The organism is Clostridium thailandense (genome assembly GCF_019207025.1).
Taxonomy (GTDB): domain Bacteria; phylum Bacillota; class Clostridia; order Clostridiales; family Clostridiaceae; genus Clostridium_AM; species Clostridium_AM thailandense.
This window is the reverse complement of sequence record NZ_JAEEGC010000167.1, coordinates 1-24273: the sequence shown is the minus strand read 5'-3', so window position 1 is coordinate 24273 and position 24273 is coordinate 1. Positions and strand designations below refer to the sequence as shown.

Below are 24273 nucleotides of genomic sequence, written 5' to 3'. Positions count from 1 at the left end.
TTTTTTCTTTAGTTCTTCTATGTCTTCATTAACCAAATCTGATGGTTGACCTAATGGTCCTACAAAATCCGAAAAATCCTGTCCTTCCTCATATTCAGCCATTTTTTTAGTTGATTCACCTAATGTTTGAAATACTATAGTCACTGTTCCCTTTTTATAATCATAGTCGCAGATTGTAAGAGGTATTCTTTCACCTTTTTCATCCATTTTAACTATGACGAATTGCCCTGGATGACATGATTTGGCAACCCTTGGCGCTTCTATATCCATAAGATAAATATTTGGAGCTAAAATTCTTTTGTTTACAATTTTATACATTTACATTCCCTCCATTAATATTTTATTATATTAATGCACTCAAATCCCAAATTTATTATAGCATATTAAGTCTATTTTTGTATTGCTATTAGAAAACTCTATTATTAAAATGCCTTTTAGCACTTTTTTGCCGCTTTTTTATTAAATATAAAAAAATAATTGAAGCTAAAAACTTCAATTATTAAAAATACTTAAATTTTATTTATTTTAATTTTCACCTCATAAACACCTAAAAACAATTATAAATACTTGTGTTTTTTAATGTTCATAAACTATTTTTATTATTAAATGATTTATTCTATATCATTTAATAAACAACTTAATGTTAACAAACTATCCCTTAAGTGCACATTTTCAACCTTTACATCTTCAGGAACTACTAAGTCAACCGGTCCAAAATTCCATATTCCCTTAACACCATTCTTAGTGAAAATATCACAAATTTTTTGAACGTTAATTTTAGGAACACATATTACTCCAATGTCTGTTGGATTTTCCTTTAGGAAATCACTCAAATAGTCTATATCTTGTATTTCTATGTCCCTTATCTTAAGTCCTATGAGTTTAGGGTTTATGTCGAAAATACCCTGCAGTGTAAATCCTAACTTTTCGAAATCAGTATAATTTGCTATTGCCTGACCAATGTTTCCTGCCCCTACTATTACTGTTTTGTAATCCTTCGTAAGACCCAGTATTCCACTTATTTGATTATATAGTTCATTAACATTATAGCCATAGCCTTGTTGTCCGAAATCACCAAAACAATTTAAATCTTGTCTTATCTGAGAAGCTGTAAATCCTATTTTTTCACTTAGCTCCTTCGAAGATATTCTATCAACGTCGTTTTTCATTAATTCCGCTAAATATCTATGATACTTAGGCAATCTTTTTATAACAGCCATTGATATATTTTTTTTCCTCTCCATGCTGCACCTCCACTTATATAAGAAGAAATTAATATAATTCCTAATAACTTTGTTTATATTTTATCATACAATTATTATTTCATTCCACTTTTTATAGTATTATTTAATTGTACATTATGTCAATAGTATATTTTTTTATTTATTCCATGTATTATTGTGTTTTAATGCTTTTTTTGCTATTATTAATTTTTTATCAATCTTATCTAAATATTAACTATTGTTATAACTTAATTATAAAATTAATCTACAAAAAATTCTTCAACCATAGTAAAATATTAAGGGTTAAGGAAGGTGAACTTGATGATAGTTTTAAGTTGCAAAGATATTCATAAAAGTTTCGGAATAGATGTTATATTAGAAAATGTTACTTTTAATATAAGTGAAGGTGAGAGAGTTGGTTTAATTGGTCCAAACGGAGCTGGTAAATCAACACTTTTCAAAATTATTACTAATCAGATTGATTATGATAGCGGTGAACTATTCATAGAAAAAAATAAAACTCTTGGTTATTTAGCTCAACATCTATCCCTAAATCATACAAGTACAATATACGATGAGCTTCTTACCGTTTTTCAAGATTTAATAAATCTTGAAAACAAATTAAATAATCTTGAAGCACTGATGAATGAACCTTATGATCCTAATAACGAGGAATATCACAACAAGATAATCAAAGATTATACTACTTCTTCGGAACTCTATCAAAATAGAGGCGGATATACTTATAAAGCAGAAATAAATAGAGTCTTGAAAGGTATAGGTTTTACTGAACAAGACTATGATAAACCTATAGAATTGCTAAGTGGTGGCCAAAAAACTAGAGTTGCCCTTTGTAAACTTCTTCTGATAAAACCAGATATTCTTTTGCTAGATGAACCGACGAACCATCTAGATTTAGATGCTATTGAGTGGCTTGAAGGATACTTAAATGCATATAAAGGCACTATAATTATAATATCTCATGATAGATACTTTTTGGATGCAATAACTGACAAAACCTTTGAATTAATAAATGGTCATGTTAATTGTTATAATGGTAACTACACAGCATATATTGATTTAAAACAGAAAAATTATGAAGTACAACTAAAGGCTTATAACCTTCAACAAACGGAAATTAAGAGGCAGGAGGAGATAATTGAAAGATATAGGTCCTTTAACCGTGAAAAAAGTATAAAAGCCGCAGAAAGCAGGCAAAAGTCATTAGATAAAATCGAGAGAATAAAGGCACCTGATAAAGAAGAAAAATTAAAAAGTATAACCTTTGAAACCGAGATAAAGAGCGGGAATGATGTTCTTCATATAGAAAATTTAAGCAAAAGCTTTGGAGAAAAAACTTTATTTCACAGCCTGAATCTTGATATAAAAAAAGAAGAAAAAGTTGCTCTTATTGGCGAAAACGGTAGGGGTAAGACCTCATTATTTAAAATAATAATGAAGAATCTTCCCTCAGACAATGGAATATGTTATTTGGGCAAAAATGTTTTTATTGGGTATTATGACCAAGAACAGTCCAACATAGATATAGAAAAAATAGTAATTGACGAGGTGTGGGACGACTTTCCAGAATTAACTACAACTGAAATTAGAAGCGCCTTAGCAGCCTTCTTATTTAAAGGAGACGACGTTTTTAAAAAAATCTCTTCTCTAAGTGGTGGTGAAAAATGCCGAATTAATTTGTTAAAACTTATACTTTCTAAATCCAACTTTTTACTACTAGATGAGCCAACAAACCATCTTGACATAATGTCTCGTGAAGCTTTAGAGAATGCTATACTCGGATATGACGGTACCGTTCTTGTAATATCGCATGATAGATATTTTTTGAACAAAGTTATAAATAAAATTTATGAATTAAACGAGAATGGTGTTAAAGAATATTTAGGTAATTATAGTTACTATATTGAAAAAAAGAATAACCCCCTTAGATTTCAATTAGAAGAAGAGTTCTTCGGTAAAACAAAAACTCAAATACAAAATGAAAAAAAGAAAAAAAGAGAAGCAGAAAGAGCTGAAAAGGATCAAAAATTAAGAGTTAAAAATATAGAAAGTGAAATCTCTAACTTGGAACAGCATATAGAATACTTACAGAATCAACTCTGCCTTGAAGAAGTTTATTCTAATTCAAAAAAAAGCGAAAATATTAATAAAGAATTGCTTGATGCTCAAAATGCCCTGGATGCCCTCTATGAGGAGTGGGAAAATTTATTACAATAATTAAATGGTGCTGTCGCACTTAGAGAAACACGGCCGACATTTAACTTATGCTCTAGAATATATTGTCATTCTTCCAGCACAATAAATACTTTTGATAAGTCTCAATAAAGTTATTTAATGTGCCTTTCAAAATGTCAACATATCCCTGCGTATAAGTTAAGTGTTTAGTACTAACATCTAAGTGCAACATCCCCCATCCTAAAACTATACTTTATTGACTATTTGACAATTGTTTACCACAATAAGGACAAAAACAAAAGTCACTATAAGTCCCATTAAGGTTTTGTCCACAAAATGGACAAAATGAAAATTTAACTGATGATGTACTGCATTTTGGGTCAGAGCCGTTATCCTGCTTGCCTCTTATGCTTCCACTGTTTGAGTTTTCAGTTATTATACCTTGATTTTTCATTCTGGATTTTCTAACATTATGACGTTCAATTACAGTATTAAAAATTCGAGATAACTCTGTTCTATTTATTGGAGTATGGATAACTTCATCTATACCATTTTCCAAATAATCCTCGCGTCTTATTAAATCACAGGATGAAAGTAAACATATTATTTGGGAATTTTCAGATTTAATCTTTTTAATCAGCTCATCACCTGTTGTATTTTTCATAATCAAATTAGCTATAAGTATATCTGGCTTAAACTTTTTCACTTTAATAATCGCATCAAATTCACTAGCGATTTCTACATCATACCCTATATCAACTAGACAATCCTTGATAATAACTCTCTCAAATTTGCAATCATTTACTATGAGTACTTTTTCCATGGTCTCACCACCATTTTAATAATATACTTCACTATGATTTTAAACTATAAATAATTCTTTTTCAACCAATTCTCAGTATATTTAGTTAATATCTATGTAATTAACTCTATTTTCTATATTTATATACTTTTTCATCCATAGTAATTCCTTCTGGTTTATAATCTATTTTTACAACAGATGCAACTCTTTTTGCTCCATTATTTACACATATTTCTTGAGCTTTCTTAACAATCTCCAAAAGTTCGTCTAATTCACCTTCCATAGTAGTTTCCATTGGTCCAACTTCATATTTTACTCCACAAGATTGAATGTATTCTATAACTTTATCCACCACTCCATACAAATCTTTTTCATCCACTACGGGTAATACCTGTAAACTCACATTTGCTAAAGCCATATTATTTATCCTCCATATTTTTCAATATTTTACCAAGCATTCACTATACCTTTATATTATCTATTGTCATCTTTTCTGTCAATAAATAATTATTTACATAATCAAAATAGGGATGCCTCACTTTATAGGCAACCCCATTTTGATATTAAGGAAGAAAATTATTTTGCAAATTATTAAAATAAATCATATGCTTCTTCACCATGAATAGCAGTGTCGAGGCCTTTTATTTCTACTTCTTCAGATACTCTCACTGGATCAAAAGCATTTATAACTTTTAATATTATCCAAGTAACTACATAAGAATACACTGCAGTAAGTACCACTGCAAATAATTGTACTGTAAACTGATGTACATTTCCATAAACTAATCCACTCACACCATTTACAGATTTACTAGCAAAAACTCCTACAAGTATTGACCCAAGTATACCACCAACACCATGTACTCCCCATACATCTAATGCATCATCCCAATCAAGCTTCTTTCTAAGTTCAACAGCTAAATAACATACTACAGCCGATAATAACCCTACAATAACTGCCGCCCAAGGTTCCACATAGCCTGCACAAGGAGTTATAGTTGCAAGACCAGCCACAGCACCAGTTAAAGCACCAACAAGACTTGGTTTTCCTTCATGAATCCATGATATAACAAGCCACATTATCATCGCTAAAGATCCCGCAATATCTGTATTTGCAAAAGCTATAGCCGCTACACCATTAGCTGCAAGTGCACTTCCACCATTAAATCCAAACCATCCAAACCATAATAAACCTGTACCTAAAGCAACAAAGGCTATATTATGTGGACCTGTGTGCTCCTCTGGAAGTATTTTTCTCTTTCCAACAAATATTACCGTACCAAGTGCAGCAACACCTGCAGTTACGTGAACAACTATTCCTCCTGCAAAATCAACAACTCCCATTTTTGCAAGGAATCCTCCACCCCATATCCAGTGAGTTACTGGTACATAGATAAGTATGCTCCAGAATATAAGAAACTTTAAGTAACTTTTAAAATTGACTCTATCTGCAAAAGCACCTGTCATAAGTGCTGGTGTAATTACAGCAAACATTTCTTGATATACGAAGAATGCAAGAAACGGTATTGTAGATCCATAGTTCGGATTTGGAGTAATTCCAATTCCATGTAATAAAAAATATTGGAAATTTCCTATAAATCCACCTATATCTTTTCCAAATGCTAAACTAAATCCACCAAATACCCATATAATTGTAACAATACCCATAGATATAAAGTTCTGCATCATGATTGTTAATACGTTTTTCTTTCTTACAAGTCCACCGTAGAAAAATGCTAAACCTGGTGTCATAAGACAAACTAATGCGGCACTAATTAATACCAATGCTGTATCTCCTGTATTAATGTTTCCCATTTTAAAAATTCCTCCTAAAAAATAAATATAATAAATTACGTTATATTTTAAAAGCAAATTTTATGCCAAAAATAATTTACCTTAATTTTTTTCCGTCAAGTAAATGTTTTCAATTCTTCTCTTAATTATTGATTTTTTTATAAAACAGCAAAATTGGGACAAAAATGTCACTATGCGACATTTTTGTCCCGATTTTTTTTATTCATCAATATTATATTTTATAATTTTTCTATGCAATGATCTTCTACTTATACCTAAAATTTCTGAAGCTTTTGTTCTATTTCCATTACATTCTTTGAGAATTTTTATAATTATCTCTCTCTCCGCGTTATCTACTGCAGAATTAAGATTATATTCTAATTCTTCTTCAGCATCTTCTTTATAGTTTACTATATACTCTGGCAAGTCCCCTAATTGTATTAAATCTCCACGTGTTATTACTACACATCTTTCTATCACATTTTCAAGTTCTCTTATATTTCCCGGCCAATTGTAATACATTAATTTATCTATAACTTCATTTGATATGTCCTTTTTACTTCTGCCTGATATATGTGCAGACTTTTCTAAAAAATATTCTGCTAAAAATGTAATGTCCTCCTTACGTTCTCTAAGCGGAGGAAGCTCTATGGGCACAACATTTAATCTATAATATAAATCCTCTCTAAATATCCCTTTCTTAACCATTTCCTTTAGGTTCTTATTAGTAGCGGCTATAATTCTAACATCTACTTTTATTGTCTTAGTTCCACCTAGCCGCTCAAACTCTCTTTCCTGCATAACCCTTAAGAGCTTTACCTGCATCAATGGAGTAATATCTCCTATTTCATCCAAAAATATAGTTCCTTCGTCAGCCAATTCAAATCTACCTGGTTTACTTATACTTGCCCCGGTAAATGCACCTCTTTCATATCCAAACAACTCACTTTCAAGAAGCGTCTCTGGTATAGCTGCACAATTCACTTTAATAAAAGGTTTGTTTCCTCTGCTGCTTAAACCATGTATAGCTTTTGATGCTAATTCTTTACCTGTACCTGTTTCTCCATATATCATTATTGTCGTTTTTGTATCTGCTACTTGCTTAATTAAATCTAAAATTTTTTTCATCTTACTACTCTTTGTTGAAAAGTAATTTTCCGTTGAGTTATCATCATTTTTTTCTATATTTCCAATTACATTATTTGCTGATAACATTACATCTTCTAGCTTAAATGGCTTAATTATATAGTCTTTTGCCCCCATTTTTAACGCTTCGATTGCTGTATCAATAGTGGCAAAAGCTGTTATTAATATTACATTTATTGAAGCATCTATCCTATTTATCTCACCTAAAAGCTCAATACCATTCATTCCTGGCATTTTTATATCTGTAATAACTATATCTATATGATTCTTATCTATTATATCTAAGGCTTCTTTAGCGCAATCTGCAGTGTATGTTATATACCCATCTTTTTTGAATACCTTCTCTAAAAGTTTTATAACATTTTTTTCATCATCTACTATTAAGATACTATTTCTTCTCATTTTATCCTCCGTGTTTTGTTTCTATCACAGGAAGCTTTATTGTAAATTTTGAACCTTTATTTAAATTGCTTTCTACCTCCATGAATCCTTTGTGATTTTCAATTATTCTCGAGCATATTGAAAGGCCTAACCCCACGCCTTTGTCCTTAGTAGTAAAAAACGGTTCAAATATTTTATCATAATCTTCTGGTTTTATTCCTATTCCAGTATCGCTTATTTCTATATAAACCATATTTAATTCTTTTTCTAACCCTGTAACTATACCTAAAGCCCCCCCCTCAGACATAGCTTGAATAGAATTGGCCAAGATATTAAGTAATACTTGCTGAATTTGATCAACGTCCATCAATACTAAAGGAATTTTACTAAATTGTATAGATACCTTTATGTTATTTTTATTCACTTCCTTTTCGATTACTTTTAATGCAACTCTAGCTACATCATTTATATTTTCTGGCTTTAAGCTTAACTCCTTTGGTCTAGCAAAATTTAAAAATTTGTCTACAATTCTATTTAATCTATCAACTTCATCTATTATAATTTCTATATCTTCTTGAAGCTTATCTTCTTCTTTAAGTTCGAACTGTATGTATTCAGCATATCCTCTTATTGATGTTAAGGGATTACGAATCTCATGTGCCATGCCTGCCGACATAGCCGCTAAAGCTTCTAAATTTTTTGCTCTGATCACACTCTTTTCTAGTTCATCCGATATTTTTATCACTCTTTGTTCCATAGTTTTTAGATTAGAGGTCATAACATTGAAAGGTCTCGTTATCCTATCCGAAGTTATTAATGCCAGAATAAATATTATAAATATTGAAATTATAACTAAAATAATGGTATAGCTTCTTAAGCTATAGCTTACTTTAAAAGCCTCTCTTTCCGGTTGCTCTAGAACTATATACCAATTGTTTTTCTGAGTATCATATTTATTTAACGAATAAAAAGTATATACAAATTGTTTGTTATTATACATTGTATAATATATATCTTCCCCATTTATTTTCAGATTAATATTAGGTTTAACACCATTTTTAGGGTAAAATATAGTACTTCCCGTATCTGAAGCTAAGTAAGCATAGCCTGAGTTATCAAGTTTTACATTTTCAACAATATTACCTATTGATTCGAAATTTACTCTTTCCACAACTACACCGTTTATAGCACCCTTACTATTCGTTAAAGGTGCCAATAAGTAAATTACATAACTTTTACGTTCAGGCAAATAAATAAAGTCTGATATAAATATCTTACCTTTCAGAACATAATTAATCCACTTTTTATAATTTTGATCCCCATTCACATCCCCTGAAGCAACTTTAATCTTTCCATCTTCATCCGTTGTTAAAATATAATCATAAGTCTTATATGCATTTCGTATGCTTTTTATATATTCAAGCTTGGTATTATCACTAAAATCTTCTCTCGTCAATACTGGTGACGCTGACATTACTTCTATGTCTCCATATCGCTCAAATAAAAACCTCTCGACTTTATTTCCGGTTTCTTCCCCTAGAGTCTTAAGCTCTTTTTTCTTAGAATCTTTTACAGCAGTTTTATTACTCTTAAAAAATAATAATCCTATGGATAAAAGTAGAATTACAGAAACTACTATAAAATACATAAGCAATTTCAACTTAATAGACTTACTTTTTAAATTCATAAATCATCCCTTCTAATTTTCATATGGGCAATTATATTACTATAACTTATCTTTCAAAAATTCTCCAAGTTTACCATCTACCTCTGATATATGTGTAACAAATCCTTCAGAAAAAAATTCATTTATTTCCACAAGCTTAGCCAATGAAATATGATTACCAGTAATTGTATTATCTAATAAATTAATTTTCCGCATAAATATATTATGTGATTCTTTATGCTTATCATACTCTGGATAGTTATATTTAGTCATATATTCTTCTTCTTGCTTAAAGTTATCCTTAGTATGTGTTTTTAATGCATCAATTAATTCTCTTATTATTTCAATTGATCTACCTTCACTACAAGCATCTTGAAATTTTCCAATAACCTCAAAAATCATCTTATGTTGGTTATCTATTTTATCAATATTCAGCAATAATCTGTCTGAAAATAACTGCATCATAATAATATTACTCCTCCTATACGAAAATCTAATTATATAAAATGCTTAAATTCCAAATAACTCTTTTAATTTTTTAACATTATTTCTACTTATAGGTAATTCTGATTTTTCAACATCATCCATTACAAGTTTATAAGTTCCATTAAACCAAGAATATAATTCCTTAATATTATCTATGTTAACAAGATAACTTCTATGGGCTCTAAAAAACTTTGTTTTTTTCTCTATTTGACACAAAGTACATCCTACTAAATAACTATCGTCTTTAGTTTTAACATAAGTTTTCTCTCCTCTTATATAACAAAAGTAGATATCTTTTAAATCTACTAATATAATTTTTCCATTTTTCTCACAAGGAATTTTCTTTGTCGAATTTTCAGCCTTATCTATTTTATTCATTATTTCATTTATAATATCTGGTAGTTTTTCTTCTGTATTTACATTTTTCCACTTATCAAGCAGCCTTTCAATAGTAATATATATTCTTTTTTCATCAAAAGGTTTCAAGACATAGTCTAAGGCATTTACTTCAAATGCCTCTATAGCATGCTCTTCATACGCTGTAATAAATATTACATCTATATCATTATCAAATTCTTTTACTTCCTTAGCTAATTCTATTCCGTTTTTTACTGGCATATTTATATCCATGAACACAGCCTGTGGATGTATATCTTTTATGATTTTTATACCACTTTCACCATCTCGAGCCATTTTTTCCACATATATCGAATCATTTTGAGATAATATATATTTAAGCTCTTCAGCAGCTGGCAATTCATCTTCAACTATAATACATATTAACTTATCCATTAATTACCTATCCCCCTCTCGGTACTAAAAACATAACCTTTGTACCACAATTAAGCTCGGTACTTATATCCAATCCATAGTTTTCACCATACAACAGCTTTAGCCTCTCATTCACATTTTTCAAACCAATCCCAGGCCATTTAGTGACAACTTCTCTAAGTTTTTCTTCTTTCATCCCAACCCCTGTATCCTCTATAGAAAATTTCACCTCATCTTCTTGATAAAATGCTTTAACAGTTACGGTTCCACCTAAGGGCTTAGGCAATATACCATGTTTAATTGAATTTTCTATAATGGGTTGAAGTATAAATGCCGGCATTTTTGTATTCATCATATCTTCTGGTATATCAATTACAAGTTCTAATCTTTCTCCAAACCTTGCTTTTTCAATAACTAAATATGATTGCAAGAATTCAAGTTCATCCTTTAAAGAAGTAAATTTATCCACTCGCTTTAACGTTTGTCTGAAATAATTGGAAAGATTAATAATAAGTTCTTTTGCTCTTGTAGGGTTTGTCCTGCAAAATGAAGAAATAGTATTTAGTGTATTAAACAGAAAATGAGGTTCTATTTGTGCCCTTAAGGCCTTAAATTCTGCTTTTGAAGCTTCTTCTGCCAACTTATTTAATTTATATAGTTCTATTTGCGTGGATAACAAATCACTTAATTCCTTTGCAAACTGCCAAAAGTAGGAATCTATATTTCTTTCTGATTTCACTTTTAGACCTAATACCCCTTCAAAGCCTCCCCTTGATATTAAAAAAGGAACACAAACAAAAAATACTGGCTTATTATCACTGAAAAATTTGACAATAGAATAATCTGGATTATTATAATATATTCCTAATTTATTTTTTAATTTATCTTCTTCAATTTTCTCTCCGCAATAGGTTAGTAGTTCCTTTTTATCTCCTATAAAAACACCTTTTATATTAGATATTTCACATATAATTTCTGCTACGTTTTTCGCAGTCTCTTCATTTAATCCTTTTCTCATATGTCCCATTGTTCTTTTAGCTATATTCAATACCTCTTGAGCTTTCATAGCCCCAATTCTATTATACTCGTTCCTAGCATTTTGTATTATATTTATAAAGATTACTACTCCAAAAGAATTAATAGTTATCATAGGTAACGCTATAAACTTTACTAACTGTACTGCGTTTGAGAATGGCCTTGCAAAAATCAGCAATATTACCATCTGAAGACTTTCAGCTATTACAGCTCCTATAAACGCATTTTTCCCACTAAAGGCTCCATCTTTAGAATATCTTCTCGCTAATATTCCCATAATCCCCTCCACTACTGTAGAAATTCCACAAGCTAGTGCTGTAAATCCTCCTAAAAAATATCTATGAGTTCCTGCAATTATTCCTACAATTATTCCTACAACAGGTCCTCCCACATAACCCGCTACTATAGCTCCTATAGATCTGGTATTAGCTATAGCATATGGATCTAAATTTATACCTGTATATGTTCCTATGATAGATAGTCCGCTAAAAAAAATAATCATATCTATTTTGTCTCTGATTTTCAATTCATCTTTTATTAAACTTTTAAATATATGAGACTGGTTATATATATACGCTGCAAGTGCAATTAAAGCCATCCGCTCTAATAGTTGTATATATATCATTTTACCCCTCCCCTCAATATATATTATATATCAAAATTGAAATATTTGAACATTTTTATCGAAACAATGTGAATTTAATGTCAATACACTAATTATCACACTTAAAATTGTAGTATTCAATGTCGATTTTTATCTTATTCATATATTGAAACTTATCAATTGTATACAATCGTCATAATTAATCAAATGTGAATATCCAAACCCTAAAATTCAGATATTACCCTTGCTGTTCACCCCAATAAAACTTCCAATTAACTTGAGTTTTTGTCCATTCAGGAAATACTAATTCAATTGTCACAATTTATATAATATTATTAAAATGTATCAACTAAAATTTTTAAATAAAACAATTAAAATTTTAGTTTGATATACTTTAATAATATTATATTTTAAGGGGGTTTTTTTATGAACTCAATAGTACTCGTCATCATATCTGCAATCGTTTTAATTTTAGCCTACAGAGTGTATGGCGCATTTATTGCAGCAAAAGTATTAGTTGTTGATGAAACCAGAGAGGTTCCTTCAAAAATTCATGAAGATGGACATGACTATGTTCCTACAAATAAGTGGGTATTAATGGGGCATCACTTTGCAGCAATCGCAGGTGCTGGACCACTTATTGGACCTGTTCTTGCCGCACAATATGGTTATCTTCCAGGTACTCTTTGGATTTTAATCGGTGGTATATTTGCAGGTGCTGTACACGATATGGTACTCCTTTTCGCTTCTGTTAGACACGATGGACAATCCATTGCTGAAATCGCTAGAACAGACCTTGGAACTAGAATGGGATTTGTTACTTCCATAGCTGTATTATTTATATTAATAATAGCTATGGCTGGACTTGGATTACCTGTTGTTAGTTCACTATTTAACAGTCCATGGGGTACTTTCACAGTTGGATTCACTATACCTGTTGCCATATTAATCGGTTTATACTTAAAATTCTTAAGACCTGGTAAAATAGGTGAAGCTACTGTAATAGGTATGGCTCTTATAGTAGTAGGTGTTGTACTTGGACCAACTATCCAACATACAGCATTAGCTCCTTATTTAACATTTAATGCAAAACAACTGTCTCTTATCCTTGCTATTTATGGATTCTGCGCGGCTGCACTTCCAGTATGGCTTTTACTACTTCCTAGAGACTATCTTAGCACATACATGAAGCTCGGTGTTATAGGTGCTCTTGCTGTTGGTATAATAATAGTTAGACCAGCTATACAAATGCCAGCTATTACACAGTTTATACACGGCGGCGGACCTGTAGTTCCAGGTAAAGTATTCCCATTCATATTTATTACTATAGCTTGTGGCGCTTTATCCGGATTCCATGCACTTGTAAGTTCAGGTACAACTCCTAAACTTATAGCTAGTGAAAAAGATATACTTCCTATAGGTTTTGGCGCAATGCTTCTAGAGTCATTTGTTGCAATAACAGCATTAATAGCAGCTACTTGTCTTCCAACTGCAGATTATTTTGCTATAAATTCAGCACCTGCAGTATTTGCAAAACTTCATATGATTCCTAAAGAACTTCCTATGCTTTCACAAATGGTTGGTGAAAATTTAGCCGGAAGACCTGGTGGTTCTGTATCACTTGCAGTAGGTATGTCTTATGTATTCTATAAGATACCTGGACTTGAGAGTTTAATGTCTTACTGGTATCATTTCTGTATAATGTTTGAGGCATTATTTATCTTAACTACAATAGATGCTGGTACAAGAATAGGCAGATATCTTCTTCAAGATTTATGTGGAAAATTCCATAAACCTTTTGAAAATAAGGATTCAGTATTCAACATGATATTCTTTAGTGCTATAATATCACTTAGCTGGGGTTATTTATTATATACAGGTAACGTATCTACAATATGGCCTTTATTTGGTACTGCAAATCAAATGCTGGCAGTTATAGCCTTTGCAGTAGGTACCACAGTAATACTTAAGAAGGGTAAACACAAATATGCTTTAATCACAGCTATACCAATGGTGCTTATGGCAGTTATAACTTTAGATGCTGCTCTTCAAAATATTTTTGGTAACTATTTACCTCAAGGAAAAATGTTATTAGCAATTATGTCATTGATTCTTGTTATACTTGTAGTAATTATATTAGTTGAAAGTATAAGGGTATGGGTAAAAGACTTTGATATTTTCAAGCAATCTCATGACGAAACAGTATAATAAATAAAAATTAAATCCACAATGTGAATACTTAAACTATTCACATTGTGGATTTTTGATTACTCAAACAAATTTATTGTGCTATTAAATATGTTCTTATTTTCTGTTATCTTTTCTTCATTTCCTAGTACACAAATGAAGTTCTGCTTCATAACATCAGAAATTAGATCACCAAACTTTCTTATATGTTCAACTTTAGTATTTAAAATTTCTTTTCTTTCCTTTTGTATATCGTCATAGTTTAACTTTTTAATATAATTATCTGCAGCTCTATCTCCCTTCATCGAAGGTGTTAAAGGAAAATCCAAATCTGATACCGTTCCTATAATGTATTTAGTCATCTGCCTGTCATCAGTATCAAAATTCTTAAAAAATTCTCCTGCTCCATCATAAACCTTTAAGGTCTCTTTTAAATTTGGGTCACGATATGATGTGAAAAACATATTTCCATTTCTTTGGAATGCAGAAAAGCTTCCATAAGCTCCACCCTGAACTCTTACTCTATTCCATAAATAGTCATAGTTTGCTATAGTCTTAAGAACTTGAAGGCTTCCGCTATATGAATAGCCAAGTTTAGCAAAGTTATAAGCTTTTGCAACATATTGCACTTTTCCAGAAGTCATTAAACCTTCGTTTTTTTGTTCGACTTTAAAATCATATGCTTCTACACTTACTCTATTACTTTTTAAATTTGTGTAAAATAAATCAAAGTTTTTCTTAAACTCATCATAATCAGTGTCCTCCAGCGTAACACTTACCAGTAAATTATTTTTATTAAAAATAATTTCTGATACATGTTTTAAGTTTTCACTGATTTCTTTAGCTTTACTTTCAAAGTTATTTTCTAAATCTACTATAAAATTATAGAATGTCAAGCCGCCGAGCATATCTTCATACTTTCCAGCCGGTGAAAAATATGAGAGTATATGATTCGCTGCAAACACATGACCTCTATCAAAGATTATCATCTCCAATCGAGATTTGGTTTCTTGTATTATTTCCTTTAAACGCTTATGATCATCAAATTTAGTATGCCCTACTATTTCACCTAGTAGTTCTACTAACTTTTTCATATTGCTTACAAGAGACTTAGCTTTTACAACAAACTTAGGATGAAGCTTCTCATCACTCCATTTTTCCGAATATGCTTGAGCACCGTTTCTTATTCCACCTGTATTTATATTAATTTCTTTAGCAAGGTCTTCATACGAATAATTATCAGTACTTACCTTGCCAAGTATAGTAGTAAGCAATGATATGTAAGGTATAAACTCTTCTCTTACACCTTCTGTACCAAAATACATATTTATATATGAAATTCCATTTGTAAATACTGGATGGTGTAACACCTTTATTCCTTGCTCTTCCTTCTCTACCAAAGGTAGTTCCTTAGCATTAGGTTCTATATCTTCTATAGCTAATAAAGGAATTTTCTTCAGGTCTTCAGGCGAATCAGCTGTTGTTTGTCTTTCTTTTAATTTTAATGTGTTTTTCACAAGTTCTTCTATTTCTTCTTTTGAAAGCTTCTGCTTAAACTCTTGTAATTTTTTCTTGATATCAGCTTCTTTTTTCTCCGCTAATCCTTTAGCTGGTTTCACTATAAGTACTGAACTATGGTTATTTTTAAGAATATATTTATCTATTAATTCTTCAAAGTAATTAGTTTCTAAAGCTGATTTTATCTTTTTTAATGTATCTTCATAAGTTAAATGTATCCATGGATTCTCGTCATACAACCAACTATCCATTGATTTCATTCCATATATCAGTCCCTTAGGATATCCATGATAATCTGCTTCTCTTAATTGAAACTCTCTTATATTAATCGAAGCCTCTATAAGTTTTTTATCAATTCCTTTTTCGACTAAACCTCTTAAGGTTTTTATAACTATATCTTTGAATCTTTCTTTTTCACTTTCATTAGAATTTTTAACCACTATGCTGAACATAGGTTGAAGCATACTAGCTTCAAAGGATCCAAAAACATCTTTTCCTATATTAGCATCTATAAGTGCTTTCTTTAATGGTGAAGATGGTGTTTCTAATAATAAATGCTCAAGAATATCAAAAGCTAGGTATAATTCATCATTTGTAGCCTTTCCTACTGCAAAATTCATGCTTAGAAAAGTTTTATCCTCTTCTTTTTCATTATTAGATATAGGATACTCTATGACAGTTTCTTTTTGTTTATCAAAAGAATTTTGCATTAATAATTGTGAGTCAACATCTATTTTGTCAAAATCCTTTAAGTACTCTTCATTTATAAATTTCAACTTTTCGACTATATCCATATCGCCGTATAAATACATATAACTATTAGATGGATGATAATATTTTTTATGAAAATTCAAAAACTGCTTTTGTGTTAACTCTGGTATCACATCAGGATCTCCACCAGACTCAACTCCATATTGAGTATCTGGAAAAAGCGATTCCGAAATTTTACGAAAAAGTATAGATTCAGGTGATGAAAAAGCTCCCTTCATTTCGTTGTAAACAACGCCTTTGTAGTTAATCTCCGAATCCTTATCTTCTATCTCATAATGCCATCCTTCCTGCATCATAATTTCAGGATATTTATAAATATTAGGGTAAAAAGCCGCATCTAGATAAACATCCATTAAATTCAAAAAGTCTTTATTATTAGTACTTGCCACAGGATACATAGTCTTATCCGGAAACGTAAATGCATTTAAAAATGTGTTTAATGATCCTTTTACTAGCTCCACAAAGGGCTCTTTCAATGGAAACTTTCTTGATCCACATAGTACAGAGTGCTCCAATATATGAGGTAAACCTGTGCTATCCTCTGGTGGTGTCCTAAAACTTACTGCAAAGACTTTGTTGTCATCATCATTTTTTAAATAGAATAATCTAGCCCCACTTTTCTCATGCTCAAATACCATACCGGTTGAATTAATTTCATTAATATCTTTTGTTTCAAGTAGTTTAAAACCATGATAAACTTTATTTAATTCTAATTCCATAGCTTTTATTTCTCCTTTCAGGTTATTATATATTCTTCATAATTATCCTTACTTAATTAATTTTACATTATGTACAATATTTATCCAATAAATAGTTTTCAATATATACTTATTATTGTTAATATAAATAATTTTATCCCTTCTATTTGTTATATGTAATTTATTTTATATAACCCTATTATTCAATATAGAGAAAAATCTGGAAAGTTGAGTTATTCAGAGAGGCTAATATATGAAGACCTGTACTAGAAAGTAGGCTTACACGCAGGGATGTGTTTCCAAAGCTGAAGGCACATATAAAAACTTTTTAATCAATCTTAGCGAAGTATTTTAGAAAATTTTAGTACCTTTGATATGTTTGAGGTACGAGTTTATCATAGGTTCTTAGATTTTCAAAATACTGAGCTTTAGATTGATAAAAAGTTTTTATGGCGCCAAAGTTTGGAAACATATCCCGGAGTGTAAGCCTACTTTCGGCCATAGGTACCTATATTATGTACCGCAAAACAACTCAACTTTCAGTCGTACTTCTATATATTTAAATTTCATTTTCCATTGACAATATAAAGTTTACTGTAGCATAAATTCCGTAATATAAAGCTTCATCTGCAGCATCAAAACCAGTAGCGTGCAAAGGCTTCTTTCCTTTTATTTCATCACATATCCCTAAGCGAAAATGAACAGAAGGTACTTCCTCTGCAAAGAAAGCAAAATCTTCTGCAGCAAAAGTTTTTTCCAGCGATAAAACATTTTCCTCTCCAAGTGTTTTTTTAGTAGCATTAATAAATTTATCTGTTAATGCTTTATCACTTACCAAAGGTGGATATCCATCTTTAATTTTCACATCAACTTCACAATTATACTTTTCTGCAGAAAGTTTTGATATATTTTTGATATCCTCTTTTATTTTTTTTCTTAATTCATTATCAAAAGTTCTAAAAGTTCCGGATAACTTAGCACAATCTGCAATTACATTAGGTGCAGTCCCAGCATTCATCGATGAAAATGTCAACACACATGAATTTAAAGGATCATTTTCCATATGGATTTTATTGTTAATGCTTTGTATAAAGTCTATTGATGGATATAAAGGGTTTTTGCATAAATGAGGCATAGCTGCATGCCCACCTTTTCCCTTAAAAGTCACATAAAAATCATCTACTGAGCCCATAGAAGGTCCAGATGCAACTTCAATTTTTCCAACTTCTAGATTAGGCCATACATGAAATCCAACAATATATTTTACATCAGGATTTTTTAGTACTCCTTCCTTAATCATAGGTGCTGCACCGCCGGTATCCTCTTCTCCTGGTTGAAATATAAACTTTATGCACTTTTTAAAACCTAGTTTCTTTAATATTAATGCACATCCCAATGCTACAGTCATGTGATAGTCATGACCACAGGCATGTGTAACACCATTTACTGGTAGAGCATCCATATCTGCTCTTATAGCTATACAGCTATCTGATTTATTTAGTATTCCAACCACACCAGTATTAAATAGTTTTCCTGTACTAATATTTAACTCTTTTAAATAATTTTCTATTATATCTGAAGTTTTAAACTCATTAAATGATAATTCAGCATTATCACCAAGCTTTTTTCTTAACTGTATTAGTTCTTCTATGTTATCCTTAATAACTTTTTCTAAATTCATAATATATCCTCCACTTCTATAATAAATAAAATTCACTTTATATAGATTATACATAAAACTTAGCAAAAAACTCTACCTTAACACTAGGTAGAGTTTTTTATTAAAATTCTTATTTTAGCTTGATTAAAAGTTCTCCTGACTTAGCTTGTTTTCCTTCTTTTGCAAATACTGATTCAACTATTCCCGGAACTGTGGCAATTATATTAGTTTCCATTTTCATTGCTTCAATTACTATTAAGCTATCTCCTTCTTTTACAGTATCCCCTTCTTTTACAAGCACCTTTATTATGTTACCTGGAATACTTGCTCCTATTTCCATATGATTATCAGGATCTGCCATAGTTATTGCTTCCTCATAAACAGCACCTGTAGAAACACTAACTTTGTCTTTTATTCTTACTTCTCTTCTATTGCCGTTAACTTCAAACACAACTGTTCTATATCCCTGTGAATCAAACTTACCTATTTCAAGCATTTGAACAATAAATGTCTTTCCATCAGCTATTTCTATTTCACAAGTTTCTCCTTCGTATAGTCCATGGAAAAATACATCACTTCCCATACGACTTAAGTCACCATATTCGTTAATATATTTTACATATCCCTCAAATACATCTGGATATAAAGCATAACTTATTACATCCTTTTTAGTAGGCTCAAGCTTAAGTTCATCAGCTAAATACTTTTCTATCTTATCAAAGTCTTCAGATGGAAGTAATTCTCCTGGTCTACATGTAATAGGAGCTTCTCCCTTTAATACTAGTTTCTGTAGATCTTGTGGGAATCCACCCATAGGCTGACCCATCATTCCCTTGAAATATGACACAATTGAATCTGGGAATGTCATATTCTTTGCCTTTTCATATATATTCTCTGGAGTTAAATCGCTTTGTACCATGAATATAGCTAAGTCTCCTACCATTTTAGAAGATGGTGTAACCTTAATTATATCTCCTACCATATTGTTTACTTGTCTATACATTTCCTTTATGTCATCATATCTATGTCCTAAGCCAAAGCTTTCCACCTGTTGTTTAAGATTTGAATATTGTCCACCTGGAATTTCATATTTGTATATCTCAGCACTACCTGTTTTTAATCCTGATTCAAATTGACTATAAACTGGTCTTACTGCACTCCAGTAATCTGATAATTTTTGTATATCATCTGAGTCTATATAAGTATCTCTCTCTGTATTTTGAAGCGCTGCTACTACAGAGTTTAATGCTGGTTGGCTAGTTAATCCTGACATACTATTAAAGGCTGTATCAACGATATCTACTCCAGCATGTGCAGCCATAAGAACTGTCGCAACACCATTTCCTGTAGTATCATGAGTATGAAGGTGTATTGGAATAGATATTTCATTTTTCAATGCTCTTATAAGTTTAAGTGCTGCATATGGCTTTAATAATGCTGACATATCCTTTATTCCAAGAATATGTGCACCCGTCTTTTCGATTTCTTTAGCCATATTTATATAGTATTCCAAAGTATACTTATCCCTGTCTGTGTTTAATATATCTCCTGTATAACACATACAAGCTTCTGCAACTTTACCCTGATTTATTACTTCATCTATAGCTACTTCCATTCCTTTTAACCAATTCAAGGAGTCAAATATTCTAAATACATCTATTCCTGACTGTGCAGATTCTTTTATAAATTCTCTTATTACATTGTCTGGATAATTTTTATATCCTACTGCATTAGCTCCTCTTATAAGCATCTGTAATAATACATTAGGCATTCTAGTTCTTAATTCTTGGAGTCTTTCCCATGGTGACTCTTTTAAAAATCTATATGCAACGTCAAAAGTTGCTCCACCCCACATTTCTACGGAGAACAAATCTTTTCCAAGAGCGGCTTGAGCTTTCGCAATCTTAAGCATATCTCTTGTTCTTATTCTTGTTGCCATTAATGATTGCTGAGCATCTCTCATTGTAGTATCTGTTAGTAATAATTTATTTTGTGATTTAATCCATTTTACTAATCCTTCTGGTCCTTCTGCATCTAATATTTGCTTTGTACCTTTAAGAGGTTCATTAAGAGTTATTTTTGGAACTACCGGAACATCAAACTCTGTTTTTTGTCCACGAGTCTCATTAACAACCTTTTCTCCAATAAACTTAAGAAGTCTTAATTCCTCATCTGCTGTTGGTGATATATCAAATAGCTCTGGGTTGTTTGCAATAAAATTAGTGTCACATTCACCCTTCGCAAATTGCTCATGATTTAAAACATTTATTAAAAAGTCAACGTTTGTTTTAACTCCTGATATTGTTGTTTCTTTTACAGAACGTATAGACTTTCTTATTGCATCTGGAAAAGTTCTTGACCAAGATGTAGTCTTAACTAGAAGGCTATCATAGTAAGGACTTATAACAGCTCCAGTAAATCCATTTCCACCATCTAGTCTTATACCAAAACCAGAACCAGTTCTATATACATCAATTCTTCCTGTATCTGGTGCAAAATTATTTGAAGGGTCTTCTGTAGTTATTCTACATTGAATAGCATATCCTCTAGGCTTTATATTTTCTTGTGAACCAATTCCTAGCTCCTTTGATGCTAATTCATATCCTTCAGCTATTAATATCTGGCTTTGAACAATATCTATTCCTGTAGTCATTTCTGTTACAGTATGTTCAACTTGAATTCTTGGATTCATTTCTATAAAGTAATGATCTCCTTTTTTATCTACAAGAAATTCTAGCGTTCCTGCACTTCTATATCCAACAGATCTAGCTATTTTTAATGCATCCTCACATATTTCATTTCTTTTTTCCTCTGTAAGAGATACAGCTGGAGTAATTTCTATAACTTTTTGATGTCTTCTTTGAATAGAGCAGTCTCTTTCGTATAAGTGTAGTATATTGCCATGTTTATCTCCAAGTACTTGAACTTCTATGTGTTTTGGACTTTGAAGATATTTTTCTATAAATATATCATCTATACCAAAAGCTTTTTTGGCCTCATTTTTGGCACTTCTATATGAGGCAATAAGATCATCTTCCTTTTCAACTATTCTCATACCTCTTCCGCCACCGCCGGCAGCAGCCTTTACCATAACTGGATATCCACACATATTAGCGAATACCAATGCTTCTTCTTCTGATTGAATAGGTTTTTCTACACCTGGAATAGTTGCGACACCTGCACCTTTAGCTACAATCTTGGATTTTATCTTATCTCCAAGTTTTTCCATCATATCTGCAGTTGGTCCTATAAATTCGATACCAGCTTTTTCACACTTTCTTGCAAATTCAGGGTTTTCTGACAAAAATCCATATCCAGGATGTATTGCATCAACACCTTTTTTAAGTGCAAGATTTATTATTTCATCAATGTTTAAATATGCTTCAACTGGACCTTTATTTTTTCCAATTAAATAAGCCTCATCGGCTTTTGTTCTAAATAAAGAACGCTTATCCTCATCTGAATAAATTGCAACTGTTCTTATTCCAAGTTCTTGACAAGCTCTAAAAATTCTTATTGCAATTTCACCTCTATTAGCTACAAGAACTCTCTTAAATTTTTTAACCAACAACCTCAGCCCCTTTTTATAAAAATAATATTTATTGCATATTTATTAATATACCTATTATAAATATTTAACGCGATAATAATATTATATATAAGCATCAAGATTATTTCAATTGCAATAGTAAAATATTTTTACTTGCATTTTATCTTAATGCAAATTTTTTCAAAATTCAATTTTCCACTATAACATGTTGATAAACCTAACATGATGAATGTCAATATGTTTTAGATAAAATTAACTATGAATTTTTTTCAATTTTTTAAAAGCAAATTAATCCTCTTATTATTATATAGCATATGCTTTATTTTGTAAATAGAGTATGTTATATATTATATAGTATACAACATACATGGCATATTCTTTTACTTCCTACTGTATAAATATTTTACCGGTTCACTAAAACGTTTTCGAAATTATTAAATGCTTTACAAATAGTTTATCTTTACTACTGTATTTTATTAATTGTTTTAGAAATAAATATTATCCATGAGCTATCAGTTGCCCATATCCACTTTAATTTTCTTCAAATAAGAAAACCATTATCTATATAGATAACAGTTTTGCAGTAAGAATTTTACCAATACTGGATTATGTAAAATTATTGTTAATTTTAAATTACCTCTGGCCTAATTTTAAGTTTGGTATAGCATTTAATGTTAATGGCGCTGTATTTCCTTTAACATATTCAAAATAAGCAGCACTTCCTATCATAGCCGCATTATCTGTGCACAATATTAATTCAGGAAATAATACTTCTATATCATTTTTTTTGCCCACACTAATCAAAGTTTCCCTGAGGCAGCTGTTTGCGGCAACACCACCAGCTACTGCCACTTTGTTAACACCCTTTAATTTGCAGGCTTTTATAGTATTGTCAACTAAGAAATCTACTACCGCTTTTTGAAAAGATGCAGCTACATCTGCCCTATTTATTTCTTCCTTTTTCATTTCCATTTGATTTAAGTAATTTAATACAGCAGATTTAACTCCACTAAAAGAAAAATCTAAAGATTTATCATCATGGAAATTTGCTCTTGGAAATTTTATGGCTTCAGGATTTCCTTCTTTCGATAACTTATCAACCTTAGGGCCTCCAGGATATCCAAGTCCTATTGCTCTAGCCACCTTATCATAAGCCTCACCAGCAGCATCATCTCTTGTTTGCCCCATTACCTCAAATTCACCATAATCCTTCATATATACGATAAAAGTATGTCCTCCTGATACTACAAGGCATACAAAAGGTGGTTTTAAATCTTTATGTTGAATAAAATTAGCACTTATATGCCCCTCTATATGATTAACACCTATTAATGGTTTGCCTTTAGCATAAGCTAATGCTTTTGCATATTGTAGTCCAACTAGTAATGCACCAACAAGTCCTGGTCCATAAGTTACTCCTATAGCATCTATATCGTCTAAAGTCACTCCTGCTTTCTCTAACGCCTCTTCTACAACAACTGATATAACTTCCACGTGCTTTCTCGAAGCAACCTCTGGAACCACACCTCCAAATTTAGTATGTATATCTATTTGCGATGATATTATATTTGATAACACTTCTCTACCATTAACCACTACTGCAGCTGAAGTCTCATCACAGCTGCTTTCTATAGAAAGTATTTTTATATCTTTACTCATTTAGTTTCCCTCACTTTATAGTTATTACAATTTCCAAGAATTATTATACTTTATAGGAATATTATAATCAACGATATATACTTAGATTCGCAATATAAAAATTATGCGCAGCAATAATTTTTATTA

General features: G+C 31.0%; 15 protein-coding genes and 1 pseudogene. 2 read left to right on the top strand and 14 right to left on the bottom strand.

The annotated features are described in order from the left end of the window. Window positions 1–318, bottom strand: a pseudogene (locus I6U48_RS25700) (sulfide/dihydroorotate dehydrogenase-like FAD/NAD-binding protein); the annotation flags it as partial. A 293-nt stretch (window positions 319–611) separates the two neighbouring features. Next, window positions 612–1244 (bottom strand): redox-sensing transcriptional repressor Rex, encoded by a 633-nt coding sequence (locus I6U48_RS25695; RefSeq protein ID WP_218323328.1) that lies wholly within the window; start codon window positions 1242–1244, stop codon window positions 612–614. A gap of 300 nt (window positions 1245–1544) precedes the next feature. Between I6U48_RS25695 and I6U48_RS25690 the strand changes: the two genes are divergently transcribed. Beyond that, a complete protein-coding gene (locus tag I6U48_RS25690) occupies window positions 1545–3461 on the top strand; it encodes an ABC-F family ATP-binding cassette domain-containing protein (protein ID WP_218323327.1) in 1917 nt (638 codons plus the stop codon). A gap of 211 nt (window positions 3462–3672) precedes the next feature. On the opposite strand, the gene I6U48_RS25685 is transcribed toward I6U48_RS25690, so the two are convergent. The 8 genes from I6U48_RS25685 to I6U48_RS25650 all read right to left on the bottom strand — a co-directional run bounded on the left by I6U48_RS25685 (window position 3673) and on the right by I6U48_RS25650 (window position 12125). Next, the gene (locus I6U48_RS25685; protein ID WP_218323326.1) at window positions 3673–4242 is read right to left on the bottom strand and encodes a response regulator; all 570 of its coding nucleotides are present in this window, start codon (window positions 4240–4242) and stop codon (window positions 3673–3675) included. 106 nt (window positions 4243–4348) lie between these two features. Then, entirely contained in the window at window positions 4349–4639 is a 291-nt protein-coding gene (locus I6U48_RS25680) for a thiamine-binding protein (RefSeq protein ID WP_218323325.1), read from the bottom strand. Between the two features lie 173 nt (window positions 4640–4812). Next, on the bottom strand, window positions 4813–6036 hold the full coding sequence (locus I6U48_RS25675; protein ID WP_218323324.1) for an ammonium transporter: 1224 nt from the start codon (window positions 6034–6036) through the stop codon (window positions 4813–4815). A 198-nt stretch (window positions 6037–6234) separates the two neighbouring features. Then, a complete protein-coding gene (locus tag I6U48_RS25670) occupies window positions 6235–7563 on the bottom strand; it encodes a sigma-54-dependent transcriptional regulator (protein WP_218323323.1) in 1329 nt (442 codons plus the stop codon). 1 nt (window position 7564) lies between these two features. Continuing rightward, a complete protein-coding gene (locus I6U48_RS25665; RefSeq protein WP_218323322.1) occupies window positions 7565–9229 on the bottom strand; it encodes a sensor histidine kinase in 1665 nt (554 codons plus the stop codon). A gap of 39 nt (window positions 9230–9268) precedes the next feature. Further along, window positions 9269–9673, bottom strand: coding sequence for a bacteriohemerythrin (locus I6U48_RS25660; RefSeq protein ID WP_218323321.1), 405 nt, complete (start codon window positions 9671–9673; stop codon window positions 9269–9271). Window positions 9674–9718: 45 nt separating this feature from the next. Continuing rightward, window positions 9719–10486, bottom strand: coding sequence for a LytR/AlgR family response regulator transcription factor (locus I6U48_RS25655; protein ID WP_218323320.1), 768 nt, complete (start codon window positions 10484–10486; stop codon window positions 9719–9721). Window positions 10487–10493: 7 nt separating this feature from the next. Continuing rightward, window positions 10494–12125, bottom strand: a complete 1632-nt coding sequence (locus I6U48_RS25650) for a LytS/YhcK type 5TM receptor domain-containing protein (protein WP_218323319.1) — start codon at window positions 12123–12125, stop codon at window positions 10494–10496. A gap of 405 nt (window positions 12126–12530) precedes the next feature. On the opposite strand from I6U48_RS25650, the gene I6U48_RS25645 reads away from it, so the two are divergent. Then, complete coding sequence (locus I6U48_RS25645) at window positions 12531–14312, top strand: carbon starvation CstA family protein (RefSeq protein ID WP_218323318.1); 1782 nt, start codon at window positions 12531–12533, stop codon at window positions 14310–14312. Between the two features lie 59 nt (window positions 14313–14371). On the opposite strand, the gene I6U48_RS25640 is transcribed toward I6U48_RS25645, so the two are convergent. The 4 genes from I6U48_RS25640 to tsaD form a co-directional block, all read right to left on the bottom strand. Beyond that, window positions 14372–17299, bottom strand: coding sequence for an insulinase family protein (locus I6U48_RS25640; RefSeq protein ID WP_218323317.1), 2928 nt, complete (start codon window positions 17297–17299; stop codon window positions 14372–14374). Between the two features lie 538 nt (window positions 17300–17837). Continuing rightward, the gene (locus I6U48_RS25635) at window positions 17838–18959 is read right to left on the bottom strand and encodes a M20 metallopeptidase family protein (protein ID WP_218323316.1); all 1122 of its coding nucleotides are present in this window, start codon (window positions 18957–18959) and stop codon (window positions 17838–17840) included. 109 nt (window positions 18960–19068) lie between these two features. Next, window positions 19069–22506 carry a pyruvate carboxylase gene (locus I6U48_RS25630; RefSeq protein WP_218323315.1) on the bottom strand — a complete coding sequence of 1146 codons (3438 nt, stop codon included), beginning with the start codon at window positions 22504–22506 and terminating at the stop codon, window positions 19069–19071. A 615-nt stretch (window positions 22507–23121) separates the two neighbouring features. Further along, window positions 23122–24147: a tRNA (adenosine(37)-N6)-threonylcarbamoyltransferase complex transferase subunit TsaD gene (tsaD, locus tag I6U48_RS25625; protein ID WP_218323314.1), complete on the bottom strand. Its 1026-nt coding sequence runs from the start codon at window positions 24145–24147 to the stop codon at window positions 23122–23124. Window positions 24148–24273 lie beyond the last annotated feature (126 nt).

Excerpts from the sequence above, each read along its gene's own strand:
- I6U48_RS25695 (WP_218323328.1), bottom strand. The coding sequence starts at position 1,244 with ATGGAGAGGAAAAAAAATATATCAATGGCTGTTATAAAAAGATTGCCT.
- I6U48_RS25690 (WP_218323327.1), top strand. The coding sequence starts at position 1,545 with ATGATAGTTTTAAGTTGCAAAGATATTCATAAAAGTTTCGGAATAGAT.
- I6U48_RS25685 (WP_218323326.1), bottom strand. The coding sequence starts at position 4,242 with ATGGAAAAAGTACTCATAGTAAATGATTGCAAATTTGAGAGAGTTATT.
- I6U48_RS25680 (WP_218323325.1), bottom strand. The coding sequence starts at position 4,639 with ATGGCTTTAGCAAATGTGAGTTTACAGGTATTACCCGTAGTGGATGAA.
- I6U48_RS25675 (WP_218323324.1), bottom strand. The coding sequence starts at position 6,036 with ATGGGAAACATTAATACAGGAGATACAGCATTGGTATTAATTAGTGCC.
- I6U48_RS25670 (WP_218323323.1), bottom strand. The coding sequence starts at position 7,563 with ATGAGAAGAAATAGTATCTTAATAGTAGATGATGAAAAAAATGTTATA.
- I6U48_RS25665 (WP_218323322.1), bottom strand. The coding sequence starts at position 9,229 with ATGAATTTAAAAAGTAAGTCTATTAAGTTGAAATTGCTTATGTATTTT.
- I6U48_RS25660 (WP_218323321.1), bottom strand. The coding sequence starts at position 9,673 with ATGATGCAGTTATTTTCAGACAGATTATTGCTGAATATTGATAAAATA.
- I6U48_RS25655 (WP_218323320.1), bottom strand. The coding sequence starts at position 10,486 with ATGGATAAGTTAATATGTATTATAGTTGAAGATGAATTGCCAGCTGCT.
- I6U48_RS25650 (WP_218323319.1), bottom strand. The coding sequence starts at position 12,125 with ATGATATATATACAACTATTAGAGCGGATGGCTTTAATTGCACTTGCA.
- I6U48_RS25645 (WP_218323318.1), top strand. The coding sequence starts at position 12,531 with ATGAACTCAATAGTACTCGTCATCATATCTGCAATCGTTTTAATTTTA.
- I6U48_RS25640 (WP_218323317.1), bottom strand. The coding sequence starts at position 17,299 with ATGGAATTAGAATTAAATAAAGTTTATCATGGTTTTAAACTACTTGAA.
- I6U48_RS25635 (WP_218323316.1), bottom strand. The coding sequence starts at position 18,959 with ATGAATTTAGAAAAAGTTATTAAGGATAACATAGAAGAACTAATACAG.
- tsaD (WP_218323314.1), bottom strand. The coding sequence starts at position 24,147 with ATGAGTAAAGATATAAAAATACTTTCTATAGAAAGCAGCTGTGATGAG.